Origin of the sequence: Saccharopolyspora hirsuta (assembly GCF_008630535.1) — a bacterium.
GTDB classification, from domain to species: domain Bacteria; phylum Actinomycetota; class Actinomycetes; order Mycobacteriales; family Pseudonocardiaceae; genus Saccharopolyspora; species Saccharopolyspora hirsuta.
Map to the genome: position 1 here is coordinate 548,304 of NZ_VWPH01000001.1, position 15,988 is coordinate 564,291.

The 15,988-nt window shown below is 72.3% G+C and carries 12 protein-coding genes; 9 read left to right on the plus strand and 3 right to left on the minus strand.

The annotated features are described in order from the left end of the window. The first annotated feature begins 54 nt into the window (after positions 1–54). Entirely contained in the window at positions 55–1,287 is a 1,233-nt protein-coding gene (locus tag F1721_RS02480) for a sensor domain-containing diguanylate cyclase (RefSeq protein WP_150064829.1), read from the plus strand. Between the two features lie 333 nt (positions 1,288–1,620). On the opposite strand, the gene F1721_RS02485 is transcribed toward F1721_RS02480, so the two are convergent. Further along, positions 1,621–3,009, minus strand: a complete 1,389-nt coding sequence (locus F1721_RS02485; protein WP_150064830.1) for a dihydrolipoyl dehydrogenase family protein — start codon at positions 3,007–3,009, stop codon at positions 1,621–1,623. 56 nt (positions 3,010–3,065) lie between these two features. Continuing rightward, positions 3,066–3,749, minus strand: coding sequence for a nitroreductase family protein (locus F1721_RS02490; protein ID WP_150064831.1), 684 nt, complete (start codon positions 3,747–3,749; stop codon positions 3,066–3,068). A 452-nt stretch (positions 3,750–4,201) separates the two neighbouring features. On the opposite strand from F1721_RS02490, the gene F1721_RS02495 reads away from it, so the two are divergent. Together F1721_RS02495 and F1721_RS02500 are read left to right on the plus strand one after the other, a co-directional pair. Then, a complete protein-coding gene (locus F1721_RS02495; protein WP_150064832.1) occupies positions 4,202–6,079 on the plus strand; it encodes a 2-oxoacid:acceptor oxidoreductase subunit alpha in 1,878 nt (625 codons plus the stop codon). Then, a complete protein-coding gene (locus F1721_RS02500; protein WP_150064833.1) occupies positions 6,076–7,137 on the plus strand; it encodes a 2-oxoacid:ferredoxin oxidoreductase subunit beta in 1,062 nt (353 codons plus the stop codon). The genes F1721_RS02495 and F1721_RS02500 overlap by 4 nt, the downstream gene beginning before the upstream one ends. 65 nt (positions 7,138–7,202) lie before the next feature. Here F1721_RS02500 and F1721_RS35265 read toward each other — a convergent pair whose 3' ends face one another. After that, positions 7,203–7,328 carry a hypothetical protein gene (locus F1721_RS35265; protein WP_281288734.1) on the minus strand — a complete coding sequence of 42 codons (126 nt, stop codon included), beginning with the start codon at positions 7,326–7,328 and terminating at the stop codon, positions 7,203–7,205. 406 nt (positions 7,329–7,734) lie between these two features. On the opposite strand from F1721_RS35265, the gene F1721_RS02505 reads away from it, so the two are divergent. The 6 genes from F1721_RS02505 to F1721_RS02530 all read left to right on the plus strand — a co-directional run bounded on the left by F1721_RS02505 (position 7,735) and on the right by F1721_RS02530 (position 15,976). Beyond that, positions 7,735–9,459: an amidohydrolase gene (locus F1721_RS02505; protein WP_150064834.1), complete on the plus strand. Its 1,725-nt coding sequence runs from the start codon at positions 7,735–7,737 to the stop codon at positions 9,457–9,459. Positions 9,460–9,586: 127 nt separating this feature from the next. Further along, positions 9,587–10,327: a polysaccharide deacetylase family protein gene (locus tag F1721_RS02510; protein ID WP_150064835.1), complete on the plus strand. Its 741-nt coding sequence runs from the start codon at positions 9,587–9,589 to the stop codon at positions 10,325–10,327. A gap of 212 nt (positions 10,328–10,539) precedes the next feature. Continuing rightward, positions 10,540–11,886 (plus strand): nucleotide sugar dehydrogenase, encoded by a 1,347-nt coding sequence (locus tag F1721_RS02515; RefSeq protein ID WP_150064836.1) that lies wholly within the window; start codon positions 10,540–10,542, stop codon positions 11,884–11,886. Between the two features lie 10 nt (positions 11,887–11,896). Further along, positions 11,897–13,180 (plus strand): carboxylate--amine ligase, encoded by a 1,284-nt coding sequence (locus F1721_RS02520; RefSeq protein ID WP_150064837.1) that lies wholly within the window; start codon positions 11,897–11,899, stop codon positions 13,178–13,180. Between the two features lie 151 nt (positions 13,181–13,331). Beyond that, a complete protein-coding gene (locus tag F1721_RS02525; protein ID WP_150064838.1) occupies positions 13,332–14,555 on the plus strand; it encodes an NAD(P)-binding domain-containing protein in 1,224 nt (407 codons plus the stop codon). Then, positions 14,552–15,976, plus strand: coding sequence for an exopolysaccharide biosynthesis polyprenyl glycosylphosphotransferase (locus tag F1721_RS02530; RefSeq protein ID WP_150064839.1), 1,425 nt, complete (start codon positions 14,552–14,554; stop codon positions 15,974–15,976). Before F1721_RS02525 ends, F1721_RS02530 begins: the two co-directional genes overlap by 4 nt. Positions 15,977–15,988: the final 12 nt, after the last annotated feature.

The following is a 15,988-nucleotide window of genomic DNA, read 5'->3' on the forward strand; positions in this document are numbered from 1 at the left end:
CACGCCGACACCCCCGCTGCACGGGGCGGGCCGTCCCGCTATTGTTCGGTTCTCATGTCCGCATCGGAGCCGAGCGGCGCTGGCGGCGTGCCCTGGCAGCGCATCTTCGACCAAGCGGCCGCGGCGATGGCCATCCTCGACTTGCAGGGCCGGTACCTGCACGTCAACGCGGCGCTGTGCCGGTTGCTCGGCTACCGCAGCGAGGAGCTGGAGGGGCGGGACTACCGCGACTTCACCCACCCGGATGACATCGACGACGAGGGTCCGGTGGAGTCGGAGCACCCCCTGGAGAAGCGCTACATCCGCTCCGACGGGAGCCTGATCTGGGCGCTGGTGGCCCGCACCTTCATCCGGGACCCCGACGGCACCGCGGTGTACTTCCTGTCCCAGATCCAGGACATCACCCAGCGCCGCGAGGCCGAGCTGCTCTGGCAGCGCAGCTTCGCCAACGCGCCGATCGGGATGGCGCTGCTGGACCTGAAGGGCTCGTGGACGGCGGTCAACGACACGCTCTGCTCGATGCTCGGCTACTCGCGCGAGGAGATGCTGTCCATGTCGTTCGCCGACGTCACCTACGAGGAGGACGAGGCGCCGGGCATGACGGCGCTGGAGGACATGGCCTCCGGCCTGGTCGACTCGGTGAACCTGGAGAAGCGCTACCGGCACAAGGACGGCCGCCCGATCTGGATGCTGATCAGGGCCACCGCGGTGCCCGGGGCCGACGGGACACCGGCGTACGTGGTCAGCCAGTACGAGGACATCGGCGAGCAGCGCATGGTGGACGCCCACCTGGCCCACCTCGCGCTGCACGACCCGCTGACCGGGCTGGCCAACCGCGCCCTGCTCGCCGACCGCCTGGACCACGGGCTGCAGCAGCTCGAGCGCGGCAACGGGGTGCTGGTGGTGGTGCTGGCCGACCTCGACCAGCTCAAGCCGACCAACGACCGCTACGGCCACGCCGTCGGCGACCAGCTGCTGATCGCCGCCGCCCGCGAGATCCAGCAGGCGGTGCGCGCGGGGGACACCGTCGCGCGCCTCGGCGGGGACGAGTTCGTGGTGGTCAGCCTGCTGCCGGACGCCGCCGCCGCGGAGCAGCTCCGGAACCGGGTGGAGGACCACCTGAACACCGAGGTCGTGGTGCACGGCGTCATGGTGAGCCTGCAGGCCAGCGTCGGGTACGCGGTGACCTCGGACCCGACGGACGCCCCGGACGCGCTGCTGCACCGGGCCGACCGCGAGATGTACGCCAGCAAGCGCCGCCGCCGCGAGGCCAACGGCGGCCGCTGACCGCCGGCGGGTGTTGCAGTTTCAATGAGGTTTTTCCAACCTCGTTCTGCGTGGCGGTGCCGGTGGCGGAACCTCAGCGCCCGCCTGGCTGTGGGTGCCCTGACTTGTGTATGACCCGATACACGGCGTCAGGGCCGTCCTCGCCAGGCGAACGCTGAGAACCCGCGGCGGTGCGAGTTGCGAGGGTGGGTTATGCGCCTGCGGCGCATGCGACCCTCGCCGATCGGTGCCGGTCGCCCTTCGCAGCTGCGGTCCACGGGCAGGATGAAAAAGGCTCAATTGAAACTGCGATCCGCCGTGGGTGGTGGGCGCGGTTTCAATTGAAACCGCGGTTCAGGCGTCGAGGTCGGCGAGGGCGGATTCGATCGCGCGGTGGAAGGTCGGGTAGGCGAAGATCATCCCGCGCAGCCGGGGGATCGGGACCTCGGCGTGCACCGCCACCGCGAGCGCGCCGATGATCTCACCACCGGCGGGCGCGACGACCGTGGCCCCGACCAGCACCCCGCGCCCGGCGTCGGCGACGAGCTTGATGATCCCGGCATTCCCGGCCTTGTGGATCCAGCCGCGCGTGGAGTCCTGGATCCGGGTGCTCCCGGTGCGCACCTCGATCCCGGCGTCCCGGGCCTGCGCCTCGGTCAGCCCGACGCTGGCGACCTCGGGATCGGTGAAGGTCACGGCGGGCATCGCCCGGTAGTCGGCGGGCTCGCCGTCCTGGCCGAGGATGTCGGCGGCGGCGATGCGCGCCTGGTACATCGAGGTGTGCGTGAACGCGCCGCGACCGGTGACGTCGCCGATCGCCCAGACGCCGTCGGCGGCGCGCATCCGCTCGTCCACCGGGATGGTGCGCGCCCGCTCGTCCAGCCCGACCGCGCCGACGCCCAGCGCGCGCAGGTCCGTGCGGCGGCCGGTGGCCACCAGCAGCCGCTCCGCGGTGAGCAGGTCGCCGCCCGCCAGCCGCACCTCGAACCGGTCGTCGTGCTTGACGTGCTCCACGCCGTTGCCGGTGCGCACCTGGACGCCCTCGGCGAGCAGCGCTGCGGTGATCACCTCCGAGGCCTCCGGTTCGGCCGCGGGCAGCAGCCGGGACTGGGCCTCGACCACCGCGACGGAGCTGCCGAACCGGGCGAAGACCTGCGCGAACTCCAGGCCGACCGGCCCGCCGCCGAGCACCAGCAGCGACCCCGGCACCTCGCGGGTCGGCACCGCGTCCCGGTTGGTCCAATATGGACTCCCGGCGAGCCCGTCGATCGGCGGCACCGCGGGCTCGGTGCCCGGGTTGAGCACGATGCCGCGCCGCGCGCGGAACACCTGGCCATCGACGGTCACCTCGCCCGGGGCGCTGATCCGCCCGACCCCGCGCACCAGCCGACCGCCGGTGCGCTCGAAGCGCTGCGCGGCGATCTCGTCTTCCCAGCCGGTGGTGGCCTCGTCGCGGATCCGGTCGGCCACCGGGGTCCAGTCCGGCCGCACCTCGGCCCGCCCGGCGAGGTCGGGCACCCGGCGGGCCTCGCCCAGCGCGTCGGTGGCCCGCACCATCATCTTGGTCGGCACGCACGCGAAGTACGGGCACTCGCCGCCGACCAGCCGGGACTCCACCGCGACCACGGAGAGCCCGGCGCGGGCCAACCGGGCGGCGACGTCCTCCCCACCCGGCCCCATGCCGATCACCACGACGTCGGCCTCGTCGACCACAGCACCCACCCCGTTCCCGGTCTCGGCCATCTCGTCCCAGGGCACCACCTCGGTGCCCGGCGCGCACCTCGGTCCGGCGCCGAGCGCTAGCGCCAGAGCAGGGCCTCGTCGAGGGGTTTGCGGGTCAGCTCCGGCACCTCGCAGTCGGCCGCCGGGTAGCCGACCGGGAACAGGATGTAGGGCCGCTCGCTGGACGGGCGGTCCAGGATGGTGGTCAGGAACCCCATCGGGTTGGGCGTGTGCGTCAGGGTCGCCAGCCCCATGGTGTGCAGGGCGGTGATGAACATGCCGCAGGCGATGCCGACGCTCTCGTTGACGTAGTAGTGCTTCTGCCGACCGGCGTCGGTCACCCGGTACTTCTGCGCGAAGGCGACCACGATCCACGGCACCACGTCGAGGAACTCCTTGTTCGCGTCGGTCTCCAGCCGGGACAGCGCCCCGTGCCACTGCGGGATGTCCTCGCGCTCGTAGAACGCGCGTTCCTCCGCCTCGGCGGCCAGCCGGATGCGGTGCTTGAGGTCGGGGTCCTGCACCGCGATGAAGGTCCACGGCTGCTGGTGCGCGCCGCTGGGCGCGGTGTTGGCGGTGCGCACCGCCAGCTCGATCGCCTCGCGCGGCACCGGGTCGGAGCTGAAGAACCGCACGCTGCGGCGGCCGTCGAGGTGCTCGAAGAGCTGCTGCCCGCGCCGCAGTCCTTCCGCAGCGGGCAGCCGCGGCGGGGTGTAGGGAACGAACGGGTGGGAGTGGGGGCGGGGTGCTGGCGCGGTCACTGATCCTCCTCGGGCGGTTGGGGTTTCAGCGCAGCGCGGTGGGCCTCCGCCGCGGCTGCGCGGGCGAGGTCTCCGTCGCGTCGGCGGCGGGTCGGCTGTGATGTAAGCCCACGCCCACCGCGGCAGGTATCGGCCGCTCCGGTGAACGTCTTCCCGGATGATGGGAAACCCCGCCCCCGGATCCGCACTGCTGGTCAGGTTATGGGGCAAGTCACAATTTCCGTCGCGCGCCCGCCGCGGTCCGGTCCCGGGCGCCCCGGTGCAGGCGGCACCACCTGCGGCACGAGCGGAACTCGATCGTTCCGGTGAAGATCCGGTCGTGAGGGGCGAGGGGTGCGGATGCGTGCGGAAGGGTGATCGGGCGGCTCCCGGCCGTGATCGGAATAAATGCAGGGGATGTATCGTTCGCCACAGGATGGACGTTGCCTGCAGGTGAAGGGGAACGGATCAAGTTGAGCACCGCGAACGGGCACCGGACCAACGGGGCCCAGAAGCTGAACCGGGTGGTCATCCGGTTCGCCGGGGACTCCGGCGACGGCATGCAGCTGACGGGTGACCGGTTCACCTCCGAAGCCGCGGCATTCGGCAACGACCTGGCGACGCTGCCGAACTTCCCCGCCGAGATCCGCGCCCCCGCGGGCACCCTGCCCGGTGTGTCGAGCTTCCAGCTGCACTTCGCCGACTACGACATCCTGACGCCCGGCGACCGGCCGGACGTGCTGGTGGCGATGAACCCGGCGGCGCTCAAGGCCAACCTGGGCGACCTGCCGCACGGCGGCATCCTGATCGTCAACACCGACGAGTTCAGCAAGCGCAACCTGTCCAAGGTCGGCTACGACAGCAACCCGCTGGAGGGCGACGACCTGGACCGCTACCAGGTGCACCAGGTGGCGATGGCGACCCTGACCCAGGGGGCCCTGGAGGGCACCGGGCTGGGCAAGAAGGACGCCGAGCGCTGCAAGAACATGTTCGCCCTCGGGCTGCTGTCGTGGATGTACCACCGGCCCACCGAGGGCACCGAGCGGTTCCTGCGCGAGAAGTTCGCCAAGAAGCCGCAGATCGCCGAGGCCAACGTGCTGGCCTTCCGCGCGGGCTGGAACTACGGCGAGACCACCGAGTCGTTCGCGGTGACCTACGAGGTCGCGCCCGCCAAGCTGCCCGAGGGCACCTACCGGCAGATCACCGGCAACACCGCGCTGGCCTACGGCATCGTCGCGGCCGGGCAGCGCAGCGAGCTGCCGGTGTTCCTGGGCACCTACCCGATCACGCCCGCCTCGGACGTACTGCACGAGCTGGCCAAGCACAAGAACTTCGGCGTCACCACCTTCCAGGCCGAGGACGAGATCGCCGGTGTCGGCGCGGCGCTGGGCGCCTCCTTCGGCGGGGCGCTGGGCGTGACGACCACCTCCGGGCCGGGCCTGGCGCTGAAGTCGGAGACCATCGGCCTGGCGGTGGCGCTGGAGCTGCCGCTGCTGGTGTGCGACATCCAGCGCGGCGGCCCGTCCACCGGGCTGCCCACCAAGACCGAGCAGGCCGACCTGCTGCAGGCCCTCCACGGCCGCAACGGCGAGTCGCCGGTGCCGGTGATCGCCCCGTGCTCGCCCGCGGACTGCTTCGACGCGGCGCTGGACGCCGCGCGCATCGCCCTGACCTACCGGACGCCGGTGCTGCTGCTGTCCGACGGCGCGATCGCCAACGGGTCGGAGCCGTGGCTGGTCCCGGACGTCGAGCAGCTGCCCGACCTGCGCGTCCAGTTCGCCACCGAGCCCAACGCGCCGGACGGCTCCGGCGAGTTCTGGCCCTACGTGCGCGACCCGGAGACGCTGGCCCGCGAGTGGGCGGTGCCGGGCACGCCGGGCCTGGAGCACCGGGTCGGCGGCCTGGAGAAGGCCGAGGGCAAGGGCAACATCTCCTACGACCCGGACAACCACGACAAGATGGTGCGGATCCGCCAGGCCAAGGTCGACGGGGTGCAGGTCCCGGACGTCACGGTCGACGACCCGTCCGGCGAGGCCCGCGTGCTGGTGCTGGGCTGGGGCTCGTCCTACGGCCCGATCGGTGCCGCCTGCCGCCGGGTGCGCGCGCAGGGGATGTCCATCGCGCAGGCCCACCTGCGCCACCTCAACCCGATGCCGGGCAACCTTGGCGACGTGCTGCGCAGCTACGACAAGGTGATCGTCCCGGAGATGAACCTGGGGCAGCTGGCGATGCTGCTGCGCGCCCGCTACCTGGTCGACGTGCAGTCCTACACGAAGGTGGCGGGACTGCCGTTCCGAGCCGAGGAGCTGCAGAACGTGCTCACCGACGTGGTGCAGGGGGTGTCCGCGTGACGACCACCGATCTGGGAATCCCGGGCCTGGGCGGGCTGGCCGGTGTGCCGACCGCCGACGAGCCGCAGAAGGCCAAGGACTTCAAGTCGGACCAGGAGGTCCGCTGGTGCCCGGGGTGCGGCGACTACGTCGTGCTCAACGCGGTGCAGAGCTTCCTGCCGTCGCTGGGCCTCAAGCGGGAGAACATCGTGTTCATCTCGGGCATCGGGTGCTCGTCCCGGTTCCCGTACTACATGAACACCTACGGGATGCACTCCATCCACGGCCGCGCCCCGGCGATCGCGACGGGCCTGGCGACCAGCCGACCGGACCTGTCGGTGTGGGTGGTGACCGGTGACGGCGACGCGCTGTCCATCGGCGGCAACCACCTGATCCACGCCCTGCGCCGCAACGTGAACCTGAAGATCCTGCTGTTCAACAACCGGATCTACGGCCTGACCAAGGGCCAGTACTCGCCGACCAGCGAGGTCGGCAAGGTCACCAAGTCGACCCCGGTGGGCTCGCTGGACCACCCGTTCAACCCGGTGTCGCTGGCGCTGGGCGCGGAGGCGTCCTTCGTGGCGCGCGTGATCGACTCGGACCGCGCGAGCGTGACGGAGACCCTGAAGGCGGCGGCCGAGCACCGCGGCAGCGCCCTGGTGGAGATCTACCAGAACTGCCCGATCTTCAACGACGGCGCCTTCGACGTGCTGAAGGACAACGACGAGAAGCAGCGCCGCATCGTCGCCCTCAAGCACGGCGAACCGATCGCCTTCGGCCCGGAGGACGAGCGCTACGGCGTGGTCTCCGGCCCGGACGGCTTCCGCGTTGCGAAGCTGTCCGAAGTGGACGAGAGCGAAGTGGTGGTGCACGACGCGCACCGCGAGGACCCGTCCTACGCCTTCGCCCTGTCCCGCCTCGGCGGCCAGGACCTCAACCCGGCGGTGACGGGAATCTTCCGAGCGGTCCAACGCCCCACCTACGACGACCTGGCCCGAGCCCAGGTCGCGGAGGCCCAGCAGTCCAAGCCCGCGAACCTCCAGCAACTCCTCCGCGGCAACGACACCTGGACCATCTGAGCCCGAACCGAAGTGAAGGGCACCGCTGACCATCGGTCGGCGGTGCCCTTCACTGGGACGCCCTGTCAGGGGCGGGTGTAGCGGCCGAGCTTCAGGTCGCTGATGAAACGGTGGATCTCCTCGATCCGTTGGGACGATGCTCCGGGATCCAAGGCCAGCTCGCGAAGGCGGTCGAACGCGGCGCTGTGCACCTGGACCTCCGGCTCCTCCTCCAGGTAGTCCTCGAAGTCTCCGCGGGCCGCGTCGGGGCGGTAGGCCGTTCCACCCGCCGGTTTCGAGTGATGCCGCCGCCAGCTGGACCAGGCGGTCGCGTTCCGATTCCTCGATGCCGAGGACCGTTCCGATGGCGGTGATCTCGGCGGGTCCGGCGATCGTGGCGGCGCGTTCGAAGCGGCTGAGCCGGTGGGTTGAGCCGTTGCCGTGCGCACTTTCCGGTGCCGAGGCGCCGGAAAGTGTGCACGGGCGGGGCGACGGGTGCTGGGGGTGGGCGACAGGAGGGGGCGTGCTCGGCGGGCAGATTGCCCACCTGCGGTTCATTGACTCCGCAATGACGCGGGCTTACTTTCGCCTGGCGGATGATCACCGAGGAGGTCGGCGATGTGCCAGGAGTGTTGTCGGCGTTCCCCGCAGCCCCGGATCTCCCGGGCGCAGTTCCTCAAGCTCGTCGGGCTGGCCACCGCCGGGGTCGCGGTCACCGCGGGGTGCTCCAGCGGTGCGCCCGGTGGCGTCCGCGAGGGCGGACGGGTGCTGATCGACAACGTGCGCGGCTTCACGCTGACCCCGGACGGGCCGCTGGAGTTCTCCAGCCTGCTGGTCGAGGCCGACGGGCGCGTCGGCGGGCTCGACGTGGCCAACACCGGGGGCGCTGAGCGCATCGACGGGCGGGGACGGGTGCTCATCCCGGGCCTGCACGACGCGCACGGGCACTTCGGGCAGCTCGGGGCCAACGTCTCGCAGCTCAACCTGGCCGGGACGAAGTCGCTGGACGAGGCGATGCGGGCGCTCAAGACCTTCGCCGCGGAGCACCCGGAGCGGCAGTGGATCCTCGGTCGCGGCTGGAACGACGTGATCTGGGGCCTGGGGCGGCTGCCGTCGGCGGCCGACCTGGACGCCGCGGTGCCGGACCGGCCGGTGTGGCTGGTGCGGGTCGACGGGCACGCCGGGGTGGCCAACACCGCCGCGCTGCGGCAGGTCGGCATCACCCGGGACACCCCGACCCCGGCGGGCGGGGAGATCGTGCGCGGTCCCGACGGCGCGCCCACCGGGGCCTTCGTCGACGCCGCGCAGGACCTCGTCGAGACCCACCTGCCGAAGCCGACCACCGAGGACCTCAAGCAGAACTTCACCGCCGCGCAGCGCAAGCTCAACGAGGTCGGCCTGACCTCGGTCAGCGACGCGGGCACCAGCGCCGCCGAGCTCGCCGTCCTGCACCAGCTGGCCGCCGCCGGTGAGCTGACGATCCGCACCAACTCGTTCCTCACCTACGACGCCTACCGCGAGCTCGGCGCGCAGGCGCGCGGCGACTCCTTCGCCGACGACATGCTGCGGGTCCGCACCGTCAAGCTCTACATCGACGGTGCGCTCGGCTCGCACGGCGCCGCGATGCTCGCGCCCTACAGCGACGATCCGGAGAACTCCGGGCTGCCGCAGATGGACGCCGCCGAGCTGCGCAACCGGGTCACGCAGGTGATGCGGGACGGCTTCCAGGTCGCCACGCACGCCATCGGCGACGCCGGGAACCGGATGGTGCTCGACGCCTACGAGGCCGCGATGGCCGAGGTCGGCGGGGACATGCGGCACCGCATCGAGCACGCGCAGGTCCTGGCGGTGGAGGACATCCCGCGCCTGCGCACCAACGGGATCATCGCCTCGATGCAGCCGGTGCACGCCACCGACGACATGAACATGGCCGAGGACCGCGTCGGCCCGCAGCGCATCGCGGGCGCCTACGCCTGGCGCACCATGCTGGAGCAGGGCATCACCATCGCCTCCGGCTCGGACTTCCCGGTGTCCTCGGAGAACCCGTTCGACGGGCTGCACGCCGCGATCACCCGGACCGACCGCGACGGCCAGCCGGTCGGCGGCTGGTACCCGCAGCAGGCCATGACCCCGCACGAGGCGCTGCGCTCGTTCACGCTCGGCGCCGCGTTCGCCGCGCACCAGGAGCGGGTGCTCGGCAGCCTGGAACCCGGCAAGTGGGCCGACTTCGTCATCCTCGACCAGGACCCGCTGGACCCGCCGCCCGGCCGGGCGCGCTGGCAGACCCGGACGCTGCAGACCTGGGTCGCCGGGCGCCGCGTCGGCGAGTACGGGGACCTGTAGGCCGTGCTGATGCGGTAGGGCGCGTACTCCGGCGATCGGATCTGGAGGCGCTGATCGCTGCTTAGGCTCGGCGGACCGGTTGGGTGACGCCCACACCGGGCCCCGTTGCCGAGGAGAGCGGCCAGCCATGACGCAGACCGTGAGCAAGCGGACCTGGCGGGACACCGGACGTCCGTTCCCGTACGTGCTGATGTACCACTCGGTCGCCGTCTACCAGCGCGATCCGTACCTGGTGACGGTCGACCCGCGCCGCTTCGACCAGCAGCTGCGCTGGTTGCGGGACAACGGGCTGCGCGGGGTGTCGATGCGCGAGCTGATGCGCGCCCGCCGCGCCGGGGAGGCGCGCGGCTTGGTCGGGCTGACCTTCGACGACGGCTACGCCGACTTCGCGCGCAACGTGGTGCCCGCGCTGCAGCGGCACGGGTGCACCGGCACCGTGTTCGTGATCGCCGGTCGGATCGGCGGGGACAACGAGTGGGACCCGGCGGGCCCGCGCAAGCGGTTGATGACCGCGGACGAGGTGCGGGAGGTCGCCGAGGCGGGCGTGGAGGTCGGTTCGCACGGACTGCTGCACCAGCACATGTCCTATTTGGACGACGACGAGCTGGTCGCCGAGGCGGTCGAGAGCCGGGACCTGCTGCGCGAGCTCACCGGCCAGGACGTCGCCGGGTTCTGCTACCCGTACGGCGACGTCGACCAGCGGGTGGTGGACACCGTGACCGCGGCGGGCTACGAGTACGGCTGCGCGATCTGGCGCTCGGAGGTGTCCGGCCCGCACGCGCTGCCGCGCACCTACATCGGCGACCGCGACGGCGCGCTGCGCCTGCGCGCCAAGCACCTCCGCCACCGCCTGACCGGGCTGCGCTGACCGCGCACCTCGGTCTTCCGGACACACCGCGATTTCAATGGAAATCGGACGTCCGATTTCCATTGAAATCGCGTTCCCGGCGCGGGCGAGCGGCGCAAGCCGGGGGTGTCCTCAAGTTTCGGTAACCGCGCTCACCTCGGTGGGGGAGACCCCGGCGGTCGCTCGGGTGGGACGGTTTTGCGCAGCGAGCACGGCGGACTGGGGGAGGGACCGTGAGCGGACATTCGCTGTCGCTGGCGATCAACGGGCGGGAACGGCTGCTGACCGACCGGCTGATCGCCTTCGAACCGACCGCGCCGGAGCGCACCGAGACGGTGGCGGTCGTCGGGCTCGGCTACGTCGGGCTGCCCACCGCCTGCGCGTTGCACGACGCCACGACGCAGGTCATCGGTTTCGACATCAGCGAGGAGCGGCTTCGCGAGATCAAGGCGGGCGAGGTGGACCTGCCCGAGGAGGAGCGGCGCGGGCTGGCCGCCGCGCTGGACGGCGGCGGGCTGACGCTGACCTGCGACCCGGCGTCGCTGGCCGAGGCCGACGCGGTCATCGTGTGCGTGCCGACTCCGGTGGACGCGGCGCGCGCCCCGGACCTGACGGCCCTGCGCGCGGCCTGCCGGACCGCGGTGTCGCACGCCAAGCGCGGTCAGGTGATCGTGCTGACCTCGACCACCTACGTCGGCACCACCCGGCAGCTGCTGGTGGAGCCGCTGCGCGAGCGCGGGCTGCGGGTCGGCGACGAGGTGCACGTGGCGTTCAGCCCGGAGCGCATCGACCCCGGCAACTTCGACCACGTGCAGCGCCGGACCCCGCGCGTGGTCGGCGGCGTCACGCAGCGGTGCGCGCAGCGCGCCGCAGAGGTGGTGCGGCGGATGACCGACCGGGTCTACCTGGTCAGCTCCCCGGAAGCCGCCGAGCTGACCAAGCTCTACGAGAACATCTTCCGCGCGGTCAACCTGGCGCTGGCCAACGAGATCGCCGACGCCTGCGCGGTGCTCGGCCTGGACCCGATCGAGGTCACCGTCGCGGCGGGCACCAAGCCCTACGGGTTCCTGGGCAGCTTCCCCGGGCCGGGCGTCGGCGGGCACTGCATCCCCTGCGACCCGCACTACCTGCTGTGGCAGCTGGGGCGGCGCGGGCTGTCGGCGCCGCTGATCGAGCAGGCCATGCGCTCGATCGACCAGCGTCCGGGCCGGGTGGTGCAGCGGGTGGTGGAGATGCTCGGCGAGGCGGGCGTGGACCACTCCGGGGCGCGGGTGCTGGTGGCCGGGGTCAGCTACAAGGCGGGGGTGCGGGACCTGCGGGAGTCCCCGGCCCTGCCGATCCTGGCCGGGCTGCGGCGGCTGGGCGTCGACGTGCACTACCACGACCCGCTGCTGCCGGAGATCGAGCTGCCGGACGGTACCCGGATGACCAGCGAACCCGCGCCGCGCGGCCGGGACTGGGACGTCACGGTGATCCACACCGCGCACCCCGGCGCCGACTACGGCTGGGCCCGGGACTGCCCGCAGGTGCTCGACGCGACCTACCAGTTCGACGCCGTGCCGCACCGGCGCGTGTTGTGAGGTGCCGCCGATGTTCGACACGACCACGCCCGCCGTGGTGTTCAAGCTCGACCCGAACGTGCTGCACCACGGCGGGCTCGGGGTGATCCGCAGCTTGGGCCGCGCCGGTGTCCCGGTGTACGCGGTGCACGAGGACTCGCTGGCCCCGGCGGCGCATTCGCGCTACGTGCGCGGCCGGTGGCTGTGGAGCCCGGACCCCGAGGACCCGGAGGCGATCCGGTTCGGGCTGATGCGGCTGGCGCAGCGGATCGGGCGCACCGCCGTGCTGATCCCCACCGACGACGCGGCGGCGATCTTCCTGGCCGAGCACGGCGATCCGCTGCGCATGTGGTTCCAGTTCGCCCAGCCGCCGCACGACCTGCCGCGGCAGGTGGCCGGGAAGTACACGATGTACCAGCTGTGCCGCCGGTTGGGCGTGCCGTGCGCGCAGGCGAGGCTGGTCGGCGCCTGGGACGAGGCGCTGGAGTTCGCCGACCAGGTGGGGTATCCGCTGGTGGCCAAGCTCGCCGCGCCGTGGCAGCCGACCGGGGGCCGGGTGCGCAGCACCACGATCGTCGCCGACGAGGGCGGGCTCGCGGCGCTCTACCGCGACTGCGGGCGCGCCGCCGTCGGCGGCCTGATGCTGCAGGAGTTCATCCCCGGCGGGCCCGGGTACGACTGGTTCTTCCACGGCTACTGCGACGCCGATTCGGTGTGCCGCCCGGCGTTCACCGGGGTCAAGGAGCGGTCCTACCCGGCGCACGCCGGGCTGACCAGCCTGGGGCGCTGCGCGGAGAACGAGTCGCTGCTGCGCTCGGCCACGACGCTGCTGGAGAAGCTGTCCTACACCGGAATCGTCGACCTGGACTTCCGGTGGGACGACCGCGACCAGCAGTACAAGCTGCTCGACTTCAACCCCCGCCTGGGCGCGCAGTTCCGGCTGTTCCGGGACAGCGCGGGGCTGGACGTGGCGCTGGCGTCCTACCTGGACCTGACCGGGCAACCGGTGCCGGTCGGGCGGCCGGAGGTCGGGCGCCGGTTTCAGGTGGAGAACTACGACCCGATCGCGGCCCTGCGCTACTGGTCCAGCGGCGAGCTCGGACTGCGCTCCTGGGCCGGGTCGAACCGCCGGGTGCACGAGCGGGCCTGGTTCGCCCGCGACGACCTGCTGCCCTTCGCCCTGATGTGCACCTGGATGGTCTGCCGCGCGGTGGCCCGCCCGTGGCGCCGGAGGCGCACCCGCCACCCGGAACTGGCCGAACCCCAGTACGTCCCGGGCCGCAACTACGACGGCGGACGAGTCGGGAAGGGGTGATCCGGCCTTGCGAGGACGGAGAAGCGACCCCCGTGCCAACCGCACCTCAGGGGAACGTGGTGCAGCTCAGCCACAAGAAACCGCTCAACGCGAGTTCAACCCCAAACGCAACCACCGCTGAAAAACGCGAAGAGGCGGAACAGGAGTGACTATGAACGATCTCGTGGACGTGGCCGTGGTCGGTGCCGGACCGTACGGCCTCTCGCTGGCCGCGCACCTGCGCCGGTCCGGAGTTTCGCACCGGCAGTTCGGGTTGCCGATGCACCTGTGGCGCGCGCACATGCCGCGCGGGATGTTCCTGAAGTCGCAGGGCTTCGCTTCGAACCTGTCCGACCCGGACGGCGCGCACACGCTGCGCAACTTCTGCCTGGAGACCGGCAAGCGCTACGCCGACTACGGGATTCCGGTGTCGCTGGCCGATTTCGTGGACTACGGCGAGTGGTTCCAGCAGGGCCGCGGGCTGGAGGTCGAGGAGCAGCTGGTGGCCGACATCGCGCAGCGGCCCGGCTGGTTCGAGCTGACGCTCGACGACGGGCAGCGCGTCGACGCCCGCCAGGTGGTGGTCGCGGTCGGCGTCGAGTACTTCCCGCGGATCCCGGAGATGCTGGCGGAGCTGCCCACCGAGCTGTGCACGCACAGCTCGGCGCACGACGACCTCAGCGGTTTCGACGGCCAAGACGTCATCGTGATCGGTGCCGGGCAGTCGGCGCTGGAGACCGCCGCGCTGCTGCACGAGCACGGCGCCCGCACCCGGCTGGTGGCGCGCAGGCCCAGGCTGAGCTGGAACGGCTACCCGCTGCTGCCGGACCGCCCGTGGTGGCGGCGGATGCGGGAGCCGGAGGCCGGGTTGGGCTCCGGGCTGTCCACCTGGTTCTACTCCGAGCACCCGGAGTGGTTCCGGCACCTGCCGGAGCAGGTGCGCATCCAGCGGGCGCGCACCGCGCTCGGCCCGGCGGGCGGCTGGTGGCTCCGGGAGCGCGTGGAGGGCTGCTTCCCGGTGCACGTCGGGCACCGGCTGGACTGGGCGAAGGCGACCGGTGACCAGGTGCGGCTGGGCGTCCGGGCCGGTGGTCAGGTGCGCGAGTTCACCGCCGACCACGTCATCTGCGCCACCGGCTACCCGCCGGCGCTGAGCAGGCTGCCGATGGTCGGTCCCGGGCTGCGGTCCTCGATCGCCCTGGTCGGCGGAACTCCGCGGGTGGACGCGGACTTTGAGTCCTCGGTGCCGGGGCTGTACTTCACCGGTCCGCTGGTGGCGCCCAGCCACGGCCCGGTCATGCGGTTCGTCTACGGGGCCGACTACGCGGTCCGGCGGATCACCTCGCGGATCGAGCGGAGCGCGACGCGCCCGCTCGTCGTCGGCGGTGCCGGATGAGCACGACCGACTCCGCCGCTGCCCGACCGCTCCCGGCGAGCACGCCCGGGGCGCGGCCGCTGGTGCGCAGGCGGGTCGGTGGTCGGCTGCTCCCGGCGGTCGACCTGCTCGCGCTCCTGCCGGTGGGGCCGATCGTCGGGGCGGACTGGCTGCTCGGCGCGGTGTTCGCGCTGCTGGCGTGGCTGCTGCTGGCGGTCCAGGGGCAGCACCGGCTGCGGATCTGCCTGCGGGTGTCCGACCAGGTGCCGCAGCTGGCGATCGCCTCGGGGTTGCCGCTGGTGCTGCTCGTGCCGTGGCTGTCCGGCGGCCTGCTTCTCGCGGCTTCGAGCTTCGGCGGGCTGGTGTTGGCCCGTGCGGGTCTCCACGCGGTGCTGCGCAGCGGCTACCGGCGCGGGGCGCTCGACGAGCCGACGCTGGTCGTCGGGTCGGGGGAGCTCGCCGAGCGGATCGCCGGACGCGCCCGGGAACATCCGGAGTTCGGGTTGCGGCCGCGGCTGATCCCGCTGTCCGAAGTGGACGAACTGGGTGAGCTGGTCGCCGCGCACGGGATCACCCGGGTGCTGATCTGCCCGGACGGCGCGACCGAGACGGCGCTGGCGGCGGTGCTGCGGTCGAACCGCCCGCTGCCCGCCGACGTGTGCGTGGTGCCGAGGTTGCCGGAGATCGGCGCGGCGTTGCCGCGCGCCGCGCTGGACGAGCTCTGGGGAGTTCCGCTGGTCCCGCTGCGCCGCTTCGGGCACGGCAGGGCCGGAGCGGTGGCCAAGCGGGCGTTCGACATCGTCCTCAGCGGACTGATGCTGGTGGTGCTCGCGCCGCTGCTGCTGGCGCTGGCCGTCGCGGTGCGGTTGGACAGCCCGGGACCGGTGTTCTTCCGCCAGCTGCGGGTGACCGGGCCGGGGCGGATCAGCCAGGTGCTCAAGCTGCGGACGGTGCGGGTCGGGGCCGTGCAGGGCTGGGCGGTGCCCGCCGAGGACTGCACCGCGCTCGGGAAGTGGCTGCGCAGCACGCACCTGGACGAGCTGCCGCAGCTGATCAACGTGCTGCGCGGTGAGATGTCGCTGGTCGGGCCGCGGCCGGAACGCCCGCACTACGCCCGGCGCTTCGGCCAGGAGATCCCGCGCTACGGCGACCGGCACCGGATGCCCGGCGGGATGACCGGGTGGGCGCAGGTGCACGGTCTGCACGGCGACACCTCCATCCCGGACCGGGTGGAGTTCGACAACCAGTACATCGAGCAGTGGTCACCGTGGGGGGACGCGGTGATCGTGCTCCGCACGGTCGCGGTCGTGCTCCGGGCGTCGGTGACGGCCTGCCTCCGCTGGGAGCTCGGCGGCGGGAACCCGCGCCACCGGCGCCCGGCACGACCGCGCCCAGGGGACCACCGCCGGACCGGGCGGCGCGTCGGGTTCGCGCGGAACTGACCCGGGACGACA